The organism is Corynebacterium sp. HMSC074A09, assembly GCF_001811545.1.
Taxonomy (GTDB): Bacteria; Actinomycetota; Actinomycetes; order Mycobacteriales; family Mycobacteriaceae; genus Corynebacterium; species Corynebacterium hiratae.
On the sequence record NZ_KV805147.1, the window covers coordinates 1 to 18,171 of the forward strand.

Genomic DNA, 18,171 nt, shown 5'->3' on the forward strand with positions numbered 1-18,171 from the left:
ACGCACACCCCCAACAAACAACAAATCCCCAGGTAGTTCACCGAAACGGTGTGTTACATGGGGACGTCGCCAAGCACTGCTGCCTAGTAGAGCTCTTCCTCCTGAGTGCGCTCGATGGTCGCCCCCAGCGTTTGCAGGTTCTCTACAAAGTTGGGATATCCGCGATCGATGTGGAAAACATCGTGGACGGTAGTCGTCTCATCTGCACAGAGCGCAGAGAGCACCAAACCGGCGCCCGCGCGAATGTCGGAGCTCCAGACATGCGTTGAAGACAACCGCTCCTGGCCGCGGATGACAACATGGTGGCCATCCACCTGAGCGTCGGCGCCGAGGCGCAACATCTCATCGACGAATCGGAAACGGGACTCGAACACGTTCTCCGTAATGATGGAAGTACCTTCCGCAACCGCGGACAGTCCAATAGCGATGGGCTGAAGATCCGTTGGAAAGCCTGGGTAAGGCAGCGTTTGGTAGTCCACGGCGGTGGGGCGCCCATCCATACGCACGCGGAAGCCGTTGACATAGTCCTCAATATCGGCACCGGCCGACTTGAGCTTTTCCAAAGGCAGGTGCAGGTGCTTGGGAGCGATGCCGCCCACCGTAATATCTCCGCGCGTCATGACTGCGGCATAGGCCCACGTCCCGGCCACGATGCGGTCACCGATGACCTCGTGTTCCGTCGGCTGAAGCTTGTCCACACCGCGAATCGTGATGGTGGACGTACCTTCACCAGTGATGTCAGCACCCATTTCCTTAAGCATCAGGCACAGATCGACGATTTCCGGTTCGCGGGCGGCGTTGTGGAGCTGAGTTTCGCCGTCGGCAAGCACGGCAGCGGTAAGAATATTCTCTGTGGCGCCCACAGAGGGGAAATCGAGCTTGATGCTTGCGCCGTGCAGGTGGTCAACCTCCGCTACGACGGCACCGTGCTCAATACGCGTGCTCGCACCCATTTTTTCGAGTCCGGACTGGTGCATGTCCAAGGGGCGGGAGCCAATGGCATCTCCACCCGGCAAAGCCACCTTGGCGTGACCGCACCGCGCCGTCAGCGGACCTAGCACGCACACGGACGCGCGGAACTGCCGCACGGCGTCGAAGTCCGCGTTGGAGTGCAGCTCGGCCGGAGTGGTGATGCGCACTGTGTGGCCATCGATCTCCACTGAGCACCCGAGACCTTCGAGGACCTTGCGCATCAGGGGAACATCAAGAATTTCAGGACAGTTGGTCAGCGTGGTCGTGCCCTCCGCCAACAGTGCCGCAGCCATCAGCTTCAGCACACTGTTTTTGGCACCGTCCACCTTGACGGTGCCCTGCAGGCGCGCCCCACCGGAGACAATAAATTGGTCTTTCACGCCCACCCAACTTACCTACAATCAGGGCAGCGCGCCGATACGACGGGCCGCATTGACCGCTTCATAGCGGGTGTGGGCCCCCAGTTTGCGCATGACAGAACGCAGATAAGACTTCACCGTTTCGGCTCCGATGCCCATTTCCTCTGCCGCCTCAACGTTGGTGTGCCCCAACGCCACGCAAGACAAAACATCGAGCTCGCGCGCAGACAACTTGGTGGTCTGCTTCACGCGCACCGGGGAGACCATCTGGTCGCAGAGGGCTTCCAATTCCTTGCGGAGGTCCTCATCGTTGACGCGGTTAGCCAGCATCCGCAGCTTGGAGTGCGTCGAGCGCACCTGCTCCCATTCGGCGCCGTTCATCACGTGCCCGCGAGCGGCGCCGCCCTTGCCCCCATCGGCGCGGCGCAGTGCGGAATTAACCGCTAAATCCTGCTCGAGGCAGCGGGCGGTCATGGTGACCTCCTCGATGACCTTGTCACCCAAGCGGACCGGCGAATGAACACCAACATAAAGAACGCCGCGGATCTCACGCTGCACAGTCACCGGCACCGCCACGATGGAGTGCAGTCCCTCATCCTGGATGTAACGGTCGTTCTCGTGGCTGATCGTCGTGGCGCGGGTGTAATCGGATACACCTACAGCGCGGCGAGTGCTGACAACGCGCCCGCCGACGCCCACATTCGCGTCAATCACCAAGTTCTGCAAGGCCGGGGTGCGCAGACCTACCCAGTGGGTAATCTGCAAACGATTATCCGGCAGCAAGGTTCCGTACATCGTAACGGGAATTCCCGTTGCGGTCTTCAGCGACGATAGCGCTGCGCGTACGGCTTCGTCATCATCCTTGAGTCGGTGCGGCTCCATGAGGCTCTCTCTTACTCGGGGGTAACCAGCAGGTGCACCCACATTCCCCGCCTGAAACGGGGGTAGGTGAACACTATTTGCGAAGTATAACCGTCCGACGGGGGTAATTCTAAATCGCACCGCGCCCTACTCCGTCACCCCAAATCCCACATACCATGCCCGAATGCTCTGTTCAGACTTTATATACTACTTTGTCTAGTAGCGGGGTGTAAGGTGTCTGCTGTACATCGGAAGTTATTTACAAGGAGTCCACATCGTGGCTGTATACGACAACATTCTAGAAACCATCGGCGGAACCCCGCTGGTCCGCCTCAACCGTTTGACCGAGGGCCTCGGCGCCGAGGTGCTCGTGAAGGTTGAGTCCTTCAACCCCGCAAATTCCGTCAAGGACCGCATCGCCAAGGCGATTGTCGACACCGCCGTAGAAGCCGGCGAGCTGAAGCCGGGCGGCACCATCGTTGAAGCCACCTCCGGCAACACCGGTATTGGCTTGGCGCTTGTCGGCGCAGCCCAGGGTTACAAGGTCATCCTGACCATGCCGGAGACCATGTCTAACGAGCGCAAGGTGCTGCTGCGCGCTTATGGCGCTGAGATCGTGTTGACCCCGGGCGCTGCCGGAATGAAGGGTGCCGTAGAGAAGGCCAACGAAATTATTGCCGAAACCCCCAACGCGATCCTGGCTTCCCAGTTCGCTAATGAAGCAAACCCGAAGATCCACGAGGCAACCACCGGCCCCGAGATCTGGGAGGACGCCGAGGGCAAGGTTGATGCTTTCGTAGCCGGCGTCGGCACCGGCGGCACCGTCACCGGCGTTGGTCGCTACCTGCGCTCCCAGAACCCGGATACCTACTTGGTAGCTGTAGAGCCCTCCGACTCCCCCGTCCTGTCCGAGGGCAAGGCAGGCCCGCACAAGATCCAGGGCATCGGCGCTAACTTCGTCCCGGAGGTTCTGGACCGCGAGATCCTCAACGAGGTTCTCACCGCCACCACCGAGGAATCTGTCTCCACTGCCCGCAAGCTGGCCACCGAGGAGGGCCTGCTCGTCGGCATTTCCTCCGGTGCCAACGTCTCCGCTGCTCTCAAGCTGGCTGCACGCGAAGAGTTCAAGGGCAAGACCATCGTGGTTGTCGCCCCGGACTTTGGTGAGCGTTATGTCTCCACCATCCTCTTCGAGGACATCCGCGAGGCTTAGAGTTCCCAGCGTGGCTTTCCGCGGGGCGTCGCAAAGCGCACTGCGGTGAGCACCCCGAATAAAAGCGCCCTCTGTGCTAGGGGGCGCTTTTTCTTTCTAGATAGGATGGTTTGCATGCACATCTTGAAGATGATTCGTGAAGACCTCGCCAACGCGCGCGAGCATGATCCGGCCGCGCGCGGCGACGTCGAGAACGCCGTGGTCTACTCCGGCCTCCACGCTATTTGGGCGCACCGCATTGCCCACCGCATGTGGAAGCGTGGCTGGCGCGGGCCGGCACGCATCTTGGCCCAGGTGAACCGCTTCTTCACCGGAATTGAGATCCACCCCGGCGCCACAATTGGTCGGCGCTTCTTCATTGACCACGGAATGGGAATCGTCATTGGTGAGACTGCCGAGATCGGCGATGGCGTTATGCTTTACCACGGTGTCACGCTCGGCGGCCAGGTTCTCACGCAGACAAAGCGCCACCCAACGATCGGGGACAACGTGACCATCGGCGCCGGCGCCAAGGTGCTGGGCCCCATCACTATCGGTGAGGGCTCCGCAGTGGGCGCCAATGCGGTGGTGACGAAGGATGTACCCCCTCATCACACCGCTACGGGTATTCCCGCTAAGAACCGTCCTCGCAAGAAGGATGAGCGCATCAAGCTGGTGGACCCAGACTTCTACATCTAAGGGCGGCCGACTCCGTATTTAGAGGTTGCCCTCACGGTTAGTCAGACGCTGGTATTCAGGGTTCTTCTCAATAAACCGCGCCACGGCGCTGCACGTTGGGATGACTTGGCGGGCTATCGTCGAGTCATCATCCAACGCCGCCTTGATCAGAGGCTTGGACAGGCCTTGGCCTTGAAAAGACTCAAAAATTTCCGTGTGCGTAAATTCGCGCGTGGTGGCGGAGTCACTGTATTCAGCGAAGCCTGCTTCCTCGCCATCGACGGTGATGACGAAGCGGGATCGATCGGTTTGGTGCGCAACTGAAGTAGTCATGGTGCCCCATTAAACCAAAAAGCAGCAGACCACTAGAGCAACTCCGGGGGAACAAGGAAACAAAAGAGCCCCCTCCAGTACTGGAGGGGGCTTTCTTGTGGCCAGAGCCAGGATCGAACTGGCGACCCCACACTTTTCAGGCGTGTGCTCTACCGACTGAGCTATCTGGCCAGAAGCCACAAGGACTTCGGCGACCCTGACGGGACTTGAACCCGCGACCTCCGCCGTGACAGGGCGGCGCGCTAACCAACTGCGCCACAGGGCCATTTTCAATTATCTCTTGTGCGCTGGGCACGAATAAGTACTCTACACAAAGCTTGAGAAACACACCAAATCAGCATGTCATCTACGGTTTTTAGGAGTAAAGAAGTATCGTCCACGTGACTGCCACACAGCACCTAGACCTATCGGTCCCGACCCCGCCTTGAGTGGGCTATGACAAGCAAAACAATTCAAGCCTCGAAGCGTGTTTCTACAAACACCGCTCCGAGGCTTGGTATGGCGACCCTGACGGGACTTGAACCCGCGACCTCCGCCGTGACAGGGCGGCGCGCTAACCAACTGCGCCACAGGGCCATACATATTGACTTATGTACCAACACGTTAGTGTTGGTACCCCCAACGGGATTCGAACCCGTGCCGCCGCCGTGAAAGGGCGGTGTCCTAGGCCGCTAGACGATGGGGGCCCGTTGCCTTGAGGCAACTTTGTAAAAATATACTGGAGACATCCCTACTTAACCAAATCGCCCCGGCAGAAAGGCGGAAAACCATGGCTGACCAGCGCGATACTTGCTCCTGCCACGAGCCCGGCGTTCACGGCTACAACTCCGATAGCGAGCAAAAGGCAAAATACTTAGCGCGTCTCAAGCGCATCGAGGGCCAAACCAGAGGCATCCACCGCATGATTGCGGAAGACCAATATTGCATCGACATCATCACGCAGATCTCCGCGGTCACCTCAGCGCTCGAGAACGTCTCCCTAGCGCTGCTAGAAGACCACATAGAGCACTGCGTGGCAGGAGCCGCCGCCGAGGACGGGCAAGTAGCCACAGAGAAGCTAGAGGAGGCCATGCGGGCCATCCGGAAGCTCGTGAAGAGCTAGAGGAGCAAAGCCTGCTGAGTGGGCCACCCTACAACGCAAAAGAGCCGCCCGAAGGCGGCTCTTTCTGTGGGCCCTGCGGGGCTCGAACCCGCGACCTGCGGATTAAAAGTCCGTAGCTCTACCAACTGAGCTAAAGGCCCAACGCCCATCCATCTTAGTAGGTGACACTAAGGAAAAGGAAATGGCCCTCACCTCCAGCGGTAAGGGCCACGACCGAGCGGCATGAGCGATTAACCGCGCATGTCACCCTTCTCCATGAAGTTCACCTGGAAGTCAAAGGCGGTCTTCAGATCGTGCGGGGTGTGCTGGAACTTATTAGCCTTGGCACGCTCGTAGTATTCCTCAAGCAGCGGGCGGTAGTCCGGGTGCGCCACGGCGATAACCTTCTCCACGCGCTCCTTCGGAGCGAGACCACGCAGGTCCGCCACACCGTACTCGGTGATGATGACCATGGTGTCGTGCTCGGTGTGGTCGGTGTGGGACACGAACGGCACGATGGCGGAGATTGCGCCATCCTTGGCCACCGACGGGGAGACGAAGGTGGAGATGTAAGCATTACGGGTGAAGTCACCGGAGCCACCGGTACCGTTCATGATGCGGGAACCGGAGACGTTGGTGGAGTTGATGTTGCCGTAAATGTCGCCCTCAATCATGCCGTTGGAGGAGATCAAGCCAACGCGGCGAATAACCTCCGGGTGGTTGGACACCTGCTGTGGGCGCAGGATGATGTGCTTGGCGTAGCGCTCAGCCTCAGCGTTCATCTTGTCCGCGTACTCCGGGGACAGAGCGAAGGAGGTAGCGGAGGCGACGGTCATCTTGCCGGCGTCGATCAAATCGAGCATGCCGTCCTGGATAACCTCGGTGTACGCCTGAATGTTTTCAAACTTGGAGTCCAGCAGGCCGGCCATCACAGCGTTCGGGACGTTGCCCACACCGGACTGCATGATGAACTTGTCGTACTCAAGGCGGCCAGCAGCGACCTCGCCCTCGAGGAACTCGATGAAGTTCGCAGCAATCTTCTCGGAGACCTCATCCGGAGCCTTGAACGGTGCGTTGCGGTCCGGAGCGTCGGTCTTGACCACTGCCACGACCTTCTCTTCTGGGATCTCAATGTAGGTGGTGCCAACACGGTCGGCCGGCTTGGTGATCGGAATGGGCTGACGGTTCGGCAGCTTCTCAATCCGGTAGATATCGTGCATGCCCTCAAGGTTGAGGGACTGCCACTCATTCACCTCGATGATGATCTTGTCGGCGGCCTCAATGTATTCGAGGTTGTTGCCCACGGCCGAGGACGGAACGATGTTTCCGTTCTCGTCGATACGCACGGCCTCAATAATGGCTACCTGGAAGTCACCGTAGAAGCCCTCCTCTACCTGCTGACCGGAGTGCGAAAGGTGGATGTCCTGGTACAGCGCGGAGCCGTCGTTGAAGCGTCCACGCAGAACTGGGTCGGAATTGTACGGGGAGCGGAAGCGGATGGCGTTAGCCTCAGCCAGCACGCCGTCGCAGTCCGGGGCAGTCGAAGCGCCGGAGAAGACGTCAATCTTGAACTCTTCACCCGCCTCGTGAGCCGCCTTTGCCTTTTCCGCGATGGCGGTAGGCAGGGCCTTGGGGTAGCCAGCACCAGTGAAGCCGGAGATTCCCACACGGTCACCGTGATTGACGAACTTAGCTGCCTCGTCAGCGCTCATAACGAGCTTCTCAAACGGCGCGTATGCAATTCTCTCAGACATGAGTCCTCCTTTTATGTGCAGAAAAGACCTAGGTTACGGTCCTTTCCTATTAGTTACATGCACCACACTAGCGAATCGGTGGCGAATTTACCGCACTCTGCCCCAAACCGTGTGCACCCCTCACTTTTTTCATCAGAATTTGCCACCCTAGGCTTGTTCCGCGCACAATTGGCGGCGTGACTCTTGCTATCGGAAACATCCAGCTCAACTCCCCCGTTGTCCTCGCCCCTATGGCGGGCGTGACCAACGTGGCCTTTCGCGTGCTGTGCCGCGAGCAAGAGATAGCGAAGACCGGAACCGTCTCCGGCCTCTACGTGTGTGAAATGGTCACCGCACGCGCCCTCGTTGAGCGCAACCCAAAGACCTTGCACATGACCACGTTTGCCCCCGAAGAACAGCCGCGCTCACTGCAGCTGTACACCGTCGATCCGGAGTACACGTACAAGGCGGCCAAGATGATCGTGGACGAGAACCTCGCAGACCACATCGACATGAACTTCGGCTGCCCGGTTCCCAAGGTCACGCGCCGCGGCGGTGGTTCTGCCCTGCCCTATAAGCGCCGTTTGTTTGGCAACATTGTCGCTGCGGCCGTCAAAGCCACGGAGGGCACGGACATTCCAGTCACCGTCAAGATGCGCGTCGGCATCGATGACGAGCACAAAACGCACCTCGACGCCGGCCGGATCGCCGTTGCTGAGGGTGCCGCGGCCGTCGCTCTCCACGGTCGCACGGCGGCCCAACGCTACTCCGGCCACGCCGACTGGGGAGAGATTGCCCGCCTCAAGGAACACCTAGCGGATACTGGCATTCCCGTCTTGGGTAACGGCGATATCTTCAAGGCAACCGATGCGCACGACATGATGGAGCAAACGGGATGCGACGGCGTCGTCGTAGGCCGCGGCTGTTTGGGCCGCCCCTGGCTCTTCGCGGAGCTCTCCGCCCACCTGCGGGGTGAGCCGGTGCCGCCGGAGCCCACTTTGGGGGAAGTCACGCAGATTATGATTCGCCACGCCGAACTGCTGACACAGCACGAAGGCGAGCGCCAGGCCAGCCGCGATATTCGCAAGCATATTGGGTGGTACCTCCGAGGCTTTCCGGTGGGCGGCCAGGTACGCGCGGGGCTTTCTCGCGTCAATTCCTTGGAGGATCTGCGCGAGCTATTGGCGCCGTGGGCGGACTCGCCCGCGCTTGCCGACGACGCCGATGGCGCCCGCGGCCGCCAGGGTTCACCCGCCAAGGTGGTCCTGCCCGAAGGGTGGCTCGATGATCCGGAAGATGCCACGGTTCCGGAAGGCGCGGAGATCATGCACTCCGGAGGCTAGGAGCAGAACCTGCCTTGATCGTGTTGCCCGACAGGCACTAGACCAATAGTTGGGCTAAAGTACGTGGCATGCGCGCAGCTTACCGTGAACAGTTGGATAACTTTGCCCATGATCTGATCATCATGAGCACGACCGTCCATAGGTTGATGACTCTTGCCTCCCAGGCATTAATCGAGGCTTCCCTGCAACCAGCTGAGGAGGCCGTGTCGCTGCGCGATGAACTGGATGAGGTCCGCACGCGCTGTGAAGACCGTGCGGTGTCCCTTCTGGCCTTGGAGAACCCTATGGCCAAGGACCTACGCCAAGTGATCTCCTCCATCTATATTGTGGAAGATTTCTACCGCATGGGCCGCCTATCCCAGCACATTGCAACGAGCGCGCGTCGCCGCCACCCAGAGCCGGTTGTACCGGCAGAAATCATGGGCTATTTCGAGGAGTACACCCGCCTCGTCCTCGACATGTCTGCAGGGCTCAAAGACATCCTCATCACCCGCGATCCGGAGCTCGCGCTGCGCCTGACCGAAGATGACGATGCCGTGGATGACATCAACCATCACCTGCTGCGCATGCTGACCCAGCGGGAGTGGAAGGGAACGGTGCGCCAAGCCGTGGAGACTTCGCAGCTGTCACGCTACTACGAGCGATTCGCAGATCATTGTGCCGCCGCTGCCGGGCGCATCATCTACCTGGCCACGGGCTTGGACCCGGATCGCTATATGCGCAAGCGCGACCAGGAGCAGCGCGACGCCGAGATGGAAGCCCGCATGGCGGAGCTCGAGCGCCAATTCCGCAACTAGGCAGGCGTGTGGGCGTGGGTGATCCACCCGGCTCGATCCGAAGCACAAGAAAGCCGGCGCCTCTCCTAGACCTTAAACAGGTGAGAGAGGGCGCCGGCTTTGGGCACTAGTGGCATTTAGCCGAAGCGGCCAGAGATGTAATCCTCGGTGTCCTTCTTGGACGGGTTTTCGAAGATCTTGGTGGTGTCATCGAACTCGACGAGGTGGCCCGGCTTGCCGGTGGCCTCTAGAGAGAAGAAACCAGTCTTATCGGACACGCGGGCTGCCTGCTGCATGTTGTGGGTCACGATAACGATGGTGAAGTTTTCCTTCAGCTCGTGGATGAGGTCCTCAACAGCCAGGGTGGAAATCGGGTCCAGCGCCGAGCACGGCTCATCCATGAGGAGAACCTCCGGCTCCACGGCAATCGCACGGGCGATGCACAGGCGCTGCTGCTGACCACCCGACAAGCCGCCGCCCGGCTTATCCAGACGGTCCTTCACCTCGTCCCAGAGGTTAGCGCCGCGCAGGGACTTCTCGGCGACTTCCTTGAGCTTCTTCTTGTTCTTCTCACCGGACAGCTTCAGGCCGGCGACAACGTTGTCCTCGATGGACATGGTCGGGAACGGGTTGGCCTTCTGGAATACCATGCCGATGGTGTTGCGGACAGACACCGGGTCAACCTTGGAGCCGTAGATGTTCTGTCCATCCAAGAGGATCTCACCCTTGACGTAGGCGCCGGGGATGACCTCGTGCATACGGTTGAGGGTGCGCAGAACGGTGGACTTACCGCAGCCGGAGGGGCCGATGAAGGCGGTGACGGCCTTCGCCGGAATTTGCATGTTGACATTCTGTACGGCGTGGAAGTCACCGTAGTAGATGTTCACGTCGTTGAGCTCAAGCTTGGACATGAGTAGTGCTCCTATTGGGGGTAGGTGGAAAGTGAATACGGTTACTTCTTGACGGAGAACTTCGCCGAAACGATGCGCGCGCCGATATTGAGAATCGCGATGAGGACAACCAACGTGAGGGCGGCGCCCCACAGCTTGTCCAAGACAGCCGGATCAGCACCGGACTTGTACATATCCAGCATCATCAGTGGCAGCGAGGACTGCGCGCCCTTGAGGGCATCCCAGTTGATGGAGGACGTAGAGCCCACCAACACCAGCACCGGCGCGGACTCACCCATGATGCGGGCCACGGCGAGCATGATGCCGGTGACGATGCCGGAGAGAGCGGTCGGCAGAACGATGCGGGCGATGGTCTTCCACTTCGGTACACCGAGGGCATAGGAAGCCTCACGCAGGTCCATGGGGACCACACGGAGCATCTCCTCCGTATTGCGGACCACAATCGGAATCATCAGGAGTACCAAGGACAGCGCCACAGCCATACCGGAGCGCTTGAAGCCGAACAGCGTAATCCACATGGCGAAGATGAACAGTGCGGCCACGATGGAGGGCACACCGGACAGAATGTCCACCATGAAGGTGGTGAGGCGGCTCAGGGGGCCACCGCGGGAGTACTCCACAAGGTAAATCGCGGTAAAGATACCAATCGGAACCGAAATAACGGTCGCGATGATGGTCTGAACGAACGTACCGATGATGGCGTGCAGTGCACCACCGCCGGCTTCAGTATCCAGGATGCCGCGCTGGGATTCGGTCCACCACTCGGGGCTCAGGACAGCACCGGAACCGCGAACGATGAGCTCGAAGAGGACCCACAGCAGCGGGATCATGGCGATGATCATCGTCGCCCACACGAGAACGGTGGCGATGTTGTTGGTGGTCTTGCGGCTCGAGGAAATATCCAGGAAGGTCGGGCCGGAAGAAGCCGGGACAGAGTTAGAGGTTGTAGTCGTAGTCATCTCTGTTCCCTCCTTACTTGCTCTTCACGATGGAACGGGCAATTGCGTTGACCACGAAGGTCAGAAGGAACAGCATGAGGCCTGCAGCGATGTAGGCGCCGGCACGCATCTCATTACCGAACTCTGCGGCCGCCAAGGCAATGGCGGTGGCGAAGGTGGTACCGCCATCGAACAGCGAGAAGCGGAAGTCGACCAACGGGGAGACAACCATGTACAGCGCCATGGTCTCACCCAGCGCGCGACCCAGGCCCAGCATCGAGCCGGCAATATAGCCGGACATACCGAAGGGAAGGACCGTCATACGAATAACTTCCCAGCGGGTGGCGCCGAGTGCCAAGGCAGACTCGATCTGGCCCGGAGGGGTCTGCACGAAGACCTCGCGGGCGGTGGCGGCGATGATCGGCAGGATCATCACTGCCAGAACGATGCCACCGGTGAGGACGTTGCGGCCCGTCGCAAAGTGCGGGGAGTTGTCGTAGACCTTGAACAGGAAGAAGCCACCTGCCCAGGAGTGCAGCCACGTGTAGAAGCCGGACAATGCGGGGCCGAGAACCTGCCAGCCCCACAGGCCGTACACGATGGACGGCACGGCAGCGAGCATGTCAACGAGGAAGGCCAGCGGCTTCACTAGCTTGGCCGGCGCGTAGTTGGACAAGAAGATAGCAATACCGAGTGCCACCGGCATCGCGATGATGAGTGCCACGATGGAAATCAGCACGGTGTGGCCGAACATGGTCGGAATACCGAACTTCATTGCGTCGGTATCGGTGGTTTCCCAACGCTCACCGTAGGTGAAGAAACCTACGATGCCGCCCTCGTTGACGGCAAGGGAAGGGACCGCTTGCCACACAAGGAAGACTGCGATGGCAGCGATCATCACCGTGATTAGCGTGGCGGACGCAGTGGACAGGAATTCAAAGACACGATCGCCCGGGCGCTTGACACCCGTTTTAACGGCCGGAGTAGGGGCAGCATCAGCGGTGGATGCATGCGCGCTGGGACGGATCGCCGAAACGGCATCCTCCCTCGTGGATGACGCTGTGGTGAGATTATTGTCTGCCATGAGACTAGGGAATCCTTTTCAACGGGATCAATGAAAAATGCGGGACACGCTACCGCCCCCAAAGCGCTCGTTAACGGCGGATTGGGGGCGGAAGTGTGTATGTAAACGGCAACTACGGAACTAAGGCCCGCAGTCAGCGGCGCTTACTGGATAGCGTCGACAGCTGCCTTCAGGCGCTCGAGGTGGTCACCAGCAACCGGGATGAAGCCGGCGTTCTCCAGCTCGTCGTTCTGGTTATCCAGGACGGTGTTGAAGAAAGCCTTCACCAGAGCGGAGGTCTCCTCATCGTAGCCAGCGGAGCAGACGATGTTGTAGGTGGTCAGGATGAGCGGGTATGCACCCTCGTCGTTGGAAGCGAAGAGCTTGTCGGAGTCAACGACCATGTCGTGCTCGGAGGCGGTCTCCTTGAAAGCAAGGTGGTCCAGAGCAACGCCGACGGACTCAGCGTTGAGCTCAACCGGGCCGTTGCCGAAGTCAATCTTGGCAATCTTGACGCCATCGGCTTCCTTCTGGTGAGCGTAGCCAGCCTCAACGTAGGTGATAGCACCCTCGATGGAAGCGACCTGGTCAGCCACACCGGAGGAACCGTTAGCGCCCTCACCAACAGCATCTGGGAACTGCTTGCCCTCGCTGTCCCAGTTGCCAGTAGCGGCGGTCAGGAACTTCTGGAAGTTGTCGGAGGTACCGGACTCATCAGAGCGGAAGATAACGGTGATGTTCTTGTCCGGCAGGTCGGTGCCCTCGTTCTCAGCCTTGATGGCGTCATCATTCCACTTGGTGATCTCGCCCTTGAAAATCTTAGCCAGGGTGTCGGTGGAGAGGTTGACCTCGGTGTCACCCAGGTTGTAGGCGATAGCAACCGGGCCGATGGTGGTCGGCAGGTGCCATGCATCGTTGCCATCGCAACGCTCCTTAGCAGCCTCAACCTCACCCTTGTCCTCCTTCAGGGCGGAGTCGGAACCAGCGAAGTCAACGGTGCCACCGTTGAAAGCCTTCACACCAGCGCCGGAACCGGAGGAGGTGTAGGAGAAGTTAGCATCCGGATGCTCGTTCAGGAAGGCCTTCTCGAAGACAGACATTGCGGACTTCTGGGAGGAAGCGCCCTCACCAGAGAGGTCACCGGAGACCTCTACGGAGTCGGAGCCGCCATCGGCGGAATCAGACTCGTTGGACTCGGAGCAGGCAACGAGAGCGGTGGAGGTGGCGGCGACGATGCCGAAGATAGCGGCAGTGCGCTTGAAGTTGCGAATCACGGGGAACCTTTCCGGTACGGATACAAGAGAATGATTTTTCGAGGAAATCGCCCCCAACCCTCTCCAAAGGCAAGCGCGATTAACTCACGGGAAGTAAAGCTATATGCGGAGGGTTAACCCCACAGGGATCAAGAGGTGAACAATCGGTTAACTTGTACCAAAAGGCGGTGAGACTAGTCACTTTTCGCCCAGACGCAGTGCTCCTCCGCAGTACCAAAGCCGAGCTTCTCATAGGCCTTTACTGCCGGCTCATTGTCCGCCTCGACGTACAAGATGACCTTGTCCGCTCCTTTAGCGACCATGCGCTGCAAGCCAGCGGTGAGCAACGGGCCGCCGAGCCCGCGCCCGCGATAGTCCTCGCTCAGCCCCACAACATAGACCTCACCGAAGGCTGGGATGTCCTCCTCATGCCATTTCAGCCAGTGAAAGCCGGCCATGGTTGGGGCACTGTGCTCACCACCGTGCGAATCCCACAGGAAGAGCACGTCGGCCGGATCGAACCATTCGGCTTCCATCCCGCGGTGTAAACGCTCCAGGTCCCACCCACCTTGCTCTGGGTGCCAGGAAAAAGCCTCGTTGTTGGCTCGTAACCACTCCGCCTCGACGTACTCGCGCCCGAAACGCTCGACCGACTCCGTGTACGTGCAGATCTCTAGGCCTTCGACCTTTGCGGACGCTTCCTCCGCCGCGCGTAGGTCCCGTCCCTCAATCGCCATGACGAGCAGGCGCCTGACGACGTCCATCCCATTGCGCTTCGCCAGCGCCTGGGCGGCCGGGAGGTTGCCATGAGCCCAGATCTGGGGGGAGGTTGGGAGGGCGTCGACAAGCGCCTGCCCCACCCCGCGCCCGCGGTGTTCGACGTCGACGACGAGCTCTACCGTCTGCCCTTCGACGGCAGCCACACCTGTTATCTCACCGTCTTCAAGTGCGAGCAGGTGGCGGTGCCCAAGGCGACCATCTCGCAGGCCGACCACAAACTGCTCGGAGAACGGCGCATAACCATCGTGCGTTTCGGCGCGTGTGGCCAGCTCCTCCACGCGCTGTGCCAAATCCGGATTCTGCGGCAGGGTAAGGGTCCCAATATTCATGTTTCCCAGCTTACGTGCGGTAGTAATAGAAGGGTGACCGTCATCTACCTCAGCCGCCCCGTCGTCCGACTCGCCGCCGTCGCGGGAGTGGTTCTGACCGCATGGCTGGCGGATTCCGCGGTGGCGATGCATGCCGAGCACACCGTGGCACAGAAGGCGAAAGCCAGTTCCCAGCTGGAAAATAGCCCCAATGTGTATATCGGCGGCGTTCCTTTTACCCTCGGCGCTCTGACCAAAGAGGTTCCTTACCTCGAGGTCAACTCCTCCGACGTGGAGGTGCCCAAGCTCGGGATGGTCAACGCCTCCACGACGCTGCGCGATATCACCATTCGTCCCGAACAGCTCTTCAGCGGGGACCTAGAAGGTGCACCGGTCTCCACTTACACGCGCAGCATTAGCATCGACGGAGTAGCCCTCGGCCGCCTGCTGGGCATTACGGACCTATCCATCGCCAACCCAGATGACATGTCCCCCACCGGCGGCCCGTCTGCCGAAGCGGAGCTCACCGGCACGCTGCCGGGAGACACCACCAAGTCCACGGCGACGGTAACGTTGCGCCTCGTTGGGCCGGAATTTCGCATGAGCGTCTACGGGACCGATGATGAGCGCCTCAAGAAAGCATTCGGGTTGGTCTTGGATACCCGTCAACTACCGTTGCCTGCCCAGGCCACCTCCGTGAAGCTGCACGGCGGTTCCATTACGTTCGAGGTGCAGCGCCGCAACATCACTTTGAAGACGGCGCAGCTCTCCCCTCTCGAAATCGATGGATCGGAGGAAAAGGCCGTCGAGGATGCAGCGCAAAAGGCACAGGACACCGCCAACGAAGTAGGCAGCGCACCGACGACGCCGCCGAGTTGGCGCCAAAACTAGTTGATGCGAACGAGGTCGCGCAGGATCCTGCGGACGTTGCGGTGTATGGGCGGGGCCGGATCGGTAGGAGCGAAGACTTCCAACGCGTCCGCCTCCGATTCCAGATGCACCTCCGTGAAGGTTCCCTCCGACTCTCCGTCTGCCTGGAAGCGGTGCGGCTTCGGGCACACCAAATCCACCTCGACGGCATCCTCAAAGTGCAGCGTTCGGGCATCCGTGACCTTATTCAGCCAGTGGCGGTGATCCACGCCAAAGAGGTGGAGCACGCCCACAAGACCATCAATGCCACCGAGGTCTGACACCCCGAAGAGGCCAAGGCCTTGGTCGAAAGAGTTGCGCGGATTCGTCACCACCGGCAGCGGTCCGAGGAAGGTCCACGGGTTGGTATTCGAGGTGAACATGACGGGCACGTCATCAGCCGAGAAGGTGTCTCCCGAGCCGGAGCGCGCACGCACGCTAATGCGCGGTGGGCGAATGCGGGCGCGCTGATAGGCCTGAAAGGCCACGGCCAAATAGCGCAACGGGGTAGCTGCAAAGCCCATTTCCCGAGCACGGTCCACGCGAGCGAGCACGTCGGCATCCAATCCGAAACCAGCGTTGACCGCGAACCACCGGTCATTCCACACCCCCAAGGACACGGTGCGGCGCGTATTGCGTTCCAGCATCCGAGCCAGCACGTGTGCTGCCTCGACTGGAGTATTGGGGAAGCCGAGGGCGCGGACGAAGACGTTGGCGGAGCCCGTGGGAATCACCGCGAGAGCCGGAATGTCCTGGGGGCTGGGACGTTCCGCGGAATCTGCGGGGCCCGACAGCCCGTTCACAATTTCGTTCACCGTGCCATCTCCCCCGAAAACCAAGATGACATCGAAGTCTTCCCTGGTCATGCCCCGCACTATATCCTCCGCGTGCCCCGGATAATGCGTAAAGCGAGCAAGCAGCTGCAGCCCCTCCACGTCCCGAATGACGGGCAGAACCTCACGGAAAAGGGCCGAATTCTGGCTCGTGGAGTTCGGGTTTGAGATCAGCAATGCGCGCATGACCCCCTAGACTACTGGAGCCTAGTGGTTTCCGCGGCGCCCCCACGACTACGCTGGGGCAGCATGAGCGAACAGACGAATAATGAGAATCACCCGGAAAACACCCAGCCGGAGAACGGCAAGATTGATGGCAACGCAGCCGTCAACCAAGCCGCGGAAGCATGGAAGGATGCTGCCTCCCGCAACATCCCCACCGTTGATGTAGCAGAGAATCCTTTGCCCGATGAGACGGCAAACCTGCGTCAGGGTCCGTCGCTGCACGATGGACTCTTGGGGCTTCTCCCCCTCGTCGGCGTGTGGCAGGGCGAAGGCCAGGCCCACAGCGCCGACGGCGAGCAGTACGCCTTTGGCCAGCAGCTCATCATCGCCCACGACGGTGAGAACTACCTGACCTACACCTCCCGCACCTGGAAGATCGATTCCGAGGGCAACCCGGCGGGCCCGGACGTGCGCGAATCCGGATTCTGGCGCATCTCTCTCAAGGACGAGATTGAGATGACCTACACCTCCTCCAATGGTGTCAACGAGATCTTCTACGGCTCCCTGTTCAACGAGCGCGCTTGGCAGCTGGAGTCCGCCTCCACCATGGTGACGGAGACAGGCCCCGCCAACCTCGGCCCCGGCAAGCGCATGTACGGCCTGATGCCGAACAACAACTTGGGCTGGGTCGATGAGCGGCTTGTCGACGGCGAGATGCGCCCCTTCATGTCCGCCGAGCTCACCCGTGTGGCAGGCTAGCTAGCAGGCGAGCTAGCCGCATAAGGGAATCTAGCGGGCCAGGGCGACGTCGATCAGCGCGCGTATTTCTTCTGCGTTCGCCGGCGCCTTGAGCTTCGTGTCATCGAGGCGCGTCACCCGCACCGCTGTGCGCACCGAGGAGACCAGCCACACCGAGTCAGCCTCCTCGAGGTAGCTCAGGTTGAGCTCCTTCGCCTTGCAGCGATATCCCTGTTCTGAGGCGTATTCAAACAGCGCGGCCTGCGTGGTTCCGGGGAGTATCCCCTTACCCGCGGGGGTGCGCAGCTTGGTTCCCTTAACCGCCACCACGGTTGAGGTAGCCCCCTCCAAGACCTGCCCCGTGTCGGGGTCGGTAAAGATCACATCATCAAATCCGCGCTCGCGGGCCAGCCGCAGTGTGGCCATGGTTGCCGCATAGTTCAACGTCTTGGCCGGCAGCTCCTCCGCCACCTGCCACAATCGCGGCGTACTCATGACCTTGACGCCCTTCGCACGCTGCGCCACCACATCCTCCGGGATTTCCTGAACCGCGACCCAGGCCGTGGGCACCCCGGTGGAGGCCCGGCCGCGGGTATAGGTCCACGTGCACTTGGCTTCGAGCGGCGATTCACCCGTGTCCCCCGCGCCGGCGGGGCCATAAAAATCGGCGATAGCCAGCGCGGTGGCTTCCTCCCACTTGTGCATCGGCGGCTCCGGCAAATTCAGAGCCTGGGCGGAGTGTCGGAAGCGCTCCGCGTGGCGGTGAAGGTTCGCCGCCTTGCCATCACGCACTAGAAGGGATTCAAAAATCCCGTCTCCGCGCGTGACCGCGGCATCATCCCAGTAGACCAACGGTAGGTTCGGCATGTGGCGCCGCACCGATCCCCCAAACGGCTCCACGACGTAGATGACCGGCTCTTTTCTGCGCTGAAGGCTCATAGCCCC

Annotated in this window: 18 protein-coding genes and 5 tRNA genes; 7 read left to right on the plus strand and 16 right to left on the minus strand. The window is 60.5% G+C overall.

The window, feature by feature from the left end:
- Nucleotides 1-83: 83 nt before the first annotated feature.
- The gene (gene murA, locus HMPREF2807_RS05370) at nt 84-1,352 is read right to left on the minus strand and encodes a UDP-N-acetylglucosamine 1-carboxyvinyltransferase (RefSeq protein WP_046649321.1); all 1,269 of its coding nucleotides are present in this window, start codon (nt 1,350-1,352) and stop codon (nt 84-86) included.
- Nucleotides 1,353-1,373: 21 nt separating this feature from the next.
- A complete protein-coding gene (ramA, locus tag HMPREF2807_RS05375; protein WP_046649294.1) occupies nt 1,374-2,213 on the minus strand; it encodes an acetate metabolism transcriptional regulator RamA in 840 nt (279 codons plus the stop codon).
- A gap of 253 nt (nt 2,214-2,466) precedes the next feature.
- Here ramA and cysK point away from each other — a divergent pair, with 253 nt between their 5' ends.
- Together cysK and epsC are read left to right on the plus strand one after the other, a co-directional pair.
- Entirely contained in the window at nt 2,467-3,405 is a 939-nt protein-coding gene (cysK, locus tag HMPREF2807_RS05380; protein ID WP_175973585.1) for a cysteine synthase A, read from the plus strand.
- Nucleotides 3,406-3,519: 114 nt separating this feature from the next.
- A complete protein-coding gene (epsC, locus tag HMPREF2807_RS05385; RefSeq protein ID WP_118779504.1) occupies nt 3,520-4,083 on the plus strand; it encodes a serine O-acetyltransferase EpsC in 564 nt (187 codons plus the stop codon).
- Nucleotides 4,084-4,101: 18 nt separating this feature from the next.
- Here epsC and HMPREF2807_RS05390 read toward each other — a convergent pair whose 3' ends face one another.
- The 5 genes from HMPREF2807_RS05390 to HMPREF2807_RS05410 all read right to left on the minus strand — a co-directional run bounded on the left by HMPREF2807_RS05390 (nt 4,102) and on the right by HMPREF2807_RS05410 (nt 5,081).
- On the minus strand, nt 4,102-4,395 hold the full coding sequence (locus HMPREF2807_RS05390) for a GNAT family N-acetyltransferase (protein WP_049157635.1): 294 nt from the start codon (nt 4,393-4,395) through the stop codon (nt 4,102-4,104).
- Between the two features lie 98 nt (nt 4,396-4,493).
- Nucleotides 4,494-4,566: transfer RNA gene (locus HMPREF2807_RS05395), tRNA-Phe, on the minus strand.
- Nucleotides 4,567-4,586: 20 nt separating this feature from the next.
- Nucleotides 4,587-4,660: transfer RNA gene (locus HMPREF2807_RS05400), tRNA-Asp, on the minus strand.
- A gap of 234 nt (nt 4,661-4,894) precedes the next feature.
- Nucleotides 4,895-4,971 (minus strand) — tRNA-Asp (locus HMPREF2807_RS05405).
- A 34-nt stretch (nt 4,972-5,005) separates the two neighbouring features.
- Nucleotides 5,006-5,081: transfer RNA gene (locus HMPREF2807_RS05410), tRNA-Glu, on the minus strand.
- 83 nt (nt 5,082-5,164) lie between these two features.
- Here HMPREF2807_RS05410 and HMPREF2807_RS05415 point away from each other — a divergent pair.
- Complete coding sequence (locus tag HMPREF2807_RS05415) at nt 5,165-5,497, plus strand: metal-sensitive transcriptional regulator (RefSeq protein WP_046649297.1); 333 nt, start codon at nt 5,165-5,167, stop codon at nt 5,495-5,497.
- 67 nt (nt 5,498-5,564) lie between these two features.
- Here HMPREF2807_RS05415 and HMPREF2807_RS05420 read toward each other — a convergent pair.
- Nucleotides 5,565-5,637: transfer RNA gene (locus tag HMPREF2807_RS05420), tRNA-Lys, on the minus strand.
- Between the two features lie 90 nt (nt 5,638-5,727).
- Complete coding sequence (locus HMPREF2807_RS05425; RefSeq protein ID WP_046649298.1) at nt 5,728-7,230, minus strand: acetyl-CoA hydrolase/transferase family protein; 1,503 nt, start codon at nt 7,228-7,230, stop codon at nt 5,728-5,730.
- 176 nt (nt 7,231-7,406) lie between these two features.
- On the opposite strand from HMPREF2807_RS05425, the gene dusB reads away from it, so the two are divergent.
- Nucleotides 7,407-8,552 (plus strand): tRNA dihydrouridine synthase DusB, encoded by a 1,146-nt coding sequence (gene dusB, locus HMPREF2807_RS05430; RefSeq protein WP_046649299.1) that lies wholly within the window; start codon nt 7,407-7,409, stop codon nt 8,550-8,552.
- 68 nt (nt 8,553-8,620) lie between these two features.
- Nucleotides 8,621-9,349 (plus strand): phosphate signaling complex protein PhoU, encoded by a 729-nt coding sequence (gene phoU / locus HMPREF2807_RS05435; protein ID WP_049157153.1) that lies wholly within the window; start codon nt 8,621-8,623, stop codon nt 9,347-9,349.
- A 116-nt stretch (nt 9,350-9,465) separates the two neighbouring features.
- On the opposite strand, the gene pstB is transcribed toward phoU, so the two are convergent.
- From pstB to mshD, 5 genes are all read right to left on the minus strand, one after another.
- Nucleotides 9,466-10,239: a phosphate ABC transporter ATP-binding protein PstB gene (gene pstB / locus HMPREF2807_RS05440; RefSeq protein ID WP_046649300.1), complete on the minus strand. Its 774-nt coding sequence runs from the start codon at nt 10,237-10,239 to the stop codon at nt 9,466-9,468.
- 41 nt (nt 10,240-10,280) lie between these two features.
- Nucleotides 10,281-11,198, minus strand: coding sequence for a phosphate ABC transporter permease PstA (pstA, locus tag HMPREF2807_RS05445; RefSeq protein WP_070511015.1), 918 nt, complete (start codon nt 11,196-11,198; stop codon nt 10,281-10,283).
- Nucleotides 11,199-11,211: 13 nt separating this feature from the next.
- A complete protein-coding gene (gene pstC / locus HMPREF2807_RS05450) occupies nt 11,212-12,261 on the minus strand; it encodes a phosphate ABC transporter permease subunit PstC (protein ID WP_070511017.1) in 1,050 nt (349 codons plus the stop codon).
- Nucleotides 12,262-12,404: 143 nt separating this feature from the next.
- Nucleotides 12,405-13,514: a phosphate ABC transporter substrate-binding protein PstS gene (gene pstS / locus HMPREF2807_RS05455; RefSeq protein ID WP_070511019.1), complete on the minus strand. Its 1,110-nt coding sequence runs from the start codon at nt 13,512-13,514 to the stop codon at nt 12,405-12,407.
- A gap of 173 nt (nt 13,515-13,687) precedes the next feature.
- Nucleotides 13,688-14,602 carry a mycothiol synthase gene (mshD, locus tag HMPREF2807_RS05460; protein WP_070511021.1) on the minus strand — a complete coding sequence of 305 codons (915 nt, stop codon included), beginning with the start codon at nt 14,600-14,602 and terminating at the stop codon, nt 13,688-13,690.
- Nucleotides 14,603-14,635: 33 nt separating this feature from the next.
- Here mshD and HMPREF2807_RS05465 point away from each other — a divergent pair, with 33 nt between their 5' ends.
- Nucleotides 14,636-15,472, plus strand: coding sequence for an LmeA family phospholipid-binding protein (locus HMPREF2807_RS05465; protein WP_046649304.1), 837 nt, complete (start codon nt 14,636-14,638; stop codon nt 15,470-15,472).
- Here HMPREF2807_RS05465 and HMPREF2807_RS05470 read toward each other — a convergent pair.
- Entirely contained in the window at nt 15,469-16,509 is a 1,041-nt protein-coding gene (locus HMPREF2807_RS05470; protein WP_070511023.1) for a diacylglycerol/lipid kinase family protein, read from the minus strand. The two genes, HMPREF2807_RS05465 and HMPREF2807_RS05470, sit on opposite strands and share 4 nt — an antisense overlap.
- Nucleotides 16,510-16,572: 63 nt before the next feature.
- Here HMPREF2807_RS05470 and HMPREF2807_RS05475 point away from each other — a divergent pair, with 63 nt between their 5' ends.
- Nucleotides 16,573-17,247 carry a heme-binding beta-barrel domain-containing protein gene (locus HMPREF2807_RS05475; protein WP_046649306.1) on the plus strand — a complete coding sequence of 225 codons (675 nt, stop codon included), beginning with the start codon at nt 16,573-16,575 and terminating at the stop codon, nt 17,245-17,247.
- A 30-nt stretch (nt 17,248-17,277) separates the two neighbouring features.
- On the opposite strand, the gene HMPREF2807_RS05480 is transcribed toward HMPREF2807_RS05475, so the two are convergent.
- Nucleotides 17,278-18,165 (minus strand): aminodeoxychorismate lyase, encoded by an 888-nt coding sequence (locus HMPREF2807_RS05480; protein ID WP_070511025.1) that lies wholly within the window; start codon nt 18,163-18,165, stop codon nt 17,278-17,280.
- Nucleotides 18,166-18,171 lie beyond the last annotated feature (6 nt).

Coding starts and splice junctions, on each gene's coding strand:
- pstA (WP_070511015.1), bottom strand. CDS start 11,198: ATGACTACGACTACAACCTCTAACTCTGTCCCGGCTTCTTCCGGCCCG.
- epsC (WP_118779504.1), top strand. CDS start 3,520: ATGCACATCTTGAAGATGATTCGTGAAGACCTCGCCAACGCGCGCGAG.
- HMPREF2807_RS05470 (WP_070511023.1), bottom strand. CDS start 16,509: ATGCGCGCATTGCTGATCTCAAACCCGAACTCCACGAGCCAGAATTCG.
- HMPREF2807_RS05415 (WP_046649297.1), top strand. CDS start 5,165: ATGGCTGACCAGCGCGATACTTGCTCCTGCCACGAGCCCGGCGTTCAC.
- ramA (WP_046649294.1), bottom strand. CDS start 2,213: ATGGAGCCGCACCGACTCAAGGATGATGACGAAGCCGTACGCGCAGCG.
- phoU (WP_049157153.1), top strand. CDS start 8,621: ATGCGCGCAGCTTACCGTGAACAGTTGGATAACTTTGCCCATGATCTG.
- pstB (WP_046649300.1), bottom strand. CDS start 10,239: ATGTCCAAGCTTGAGCTCAACGACGTGAACATCTACTACGGTGACTTC.
- HMPREF2807_RS05425 (WP_046649298.1), bottom strand. CDS start 7,230: ATGTCTGAGAGAATTGCATACGCGCCGTTTGAGAAGCTCGTTATGAGC.
- HMPREF2807_RS05475 (WP_046649306.1), top strand. CDS start 16,573: ATGAGCGAACAGACGAATAATGAGAATCACCCGGAAAACACCCAGCCG.
- HMPREF2807_RS05480 (WP_070511025.1), bottom strand. CDS start 18,165: ATGAGCCTTCAGCGCAGAAAAGAGCCGGTCATCTACGTCGTGGAGCCG.
- mshD (WP_070511021.1), bottom strand. CDS start 14,602: ATGAATATTGGGACCCTTACCCTGCCGCAGAATCCGGATTTGGCACAG.
- pstC (WP_070511017.1), bottom strand. CDS start 12,261: ATGGCAGACAATAATCTCACCACAGCGTCATCCACGAGGGAGGATGCC.
- HMPREF2807_RS05390 (WP_049157635.1), bottom strand. CDS start 4,395: ATGACTACTTCAGTTGCGCACCAAACCGATCGATCCCGCTTCGTCATC.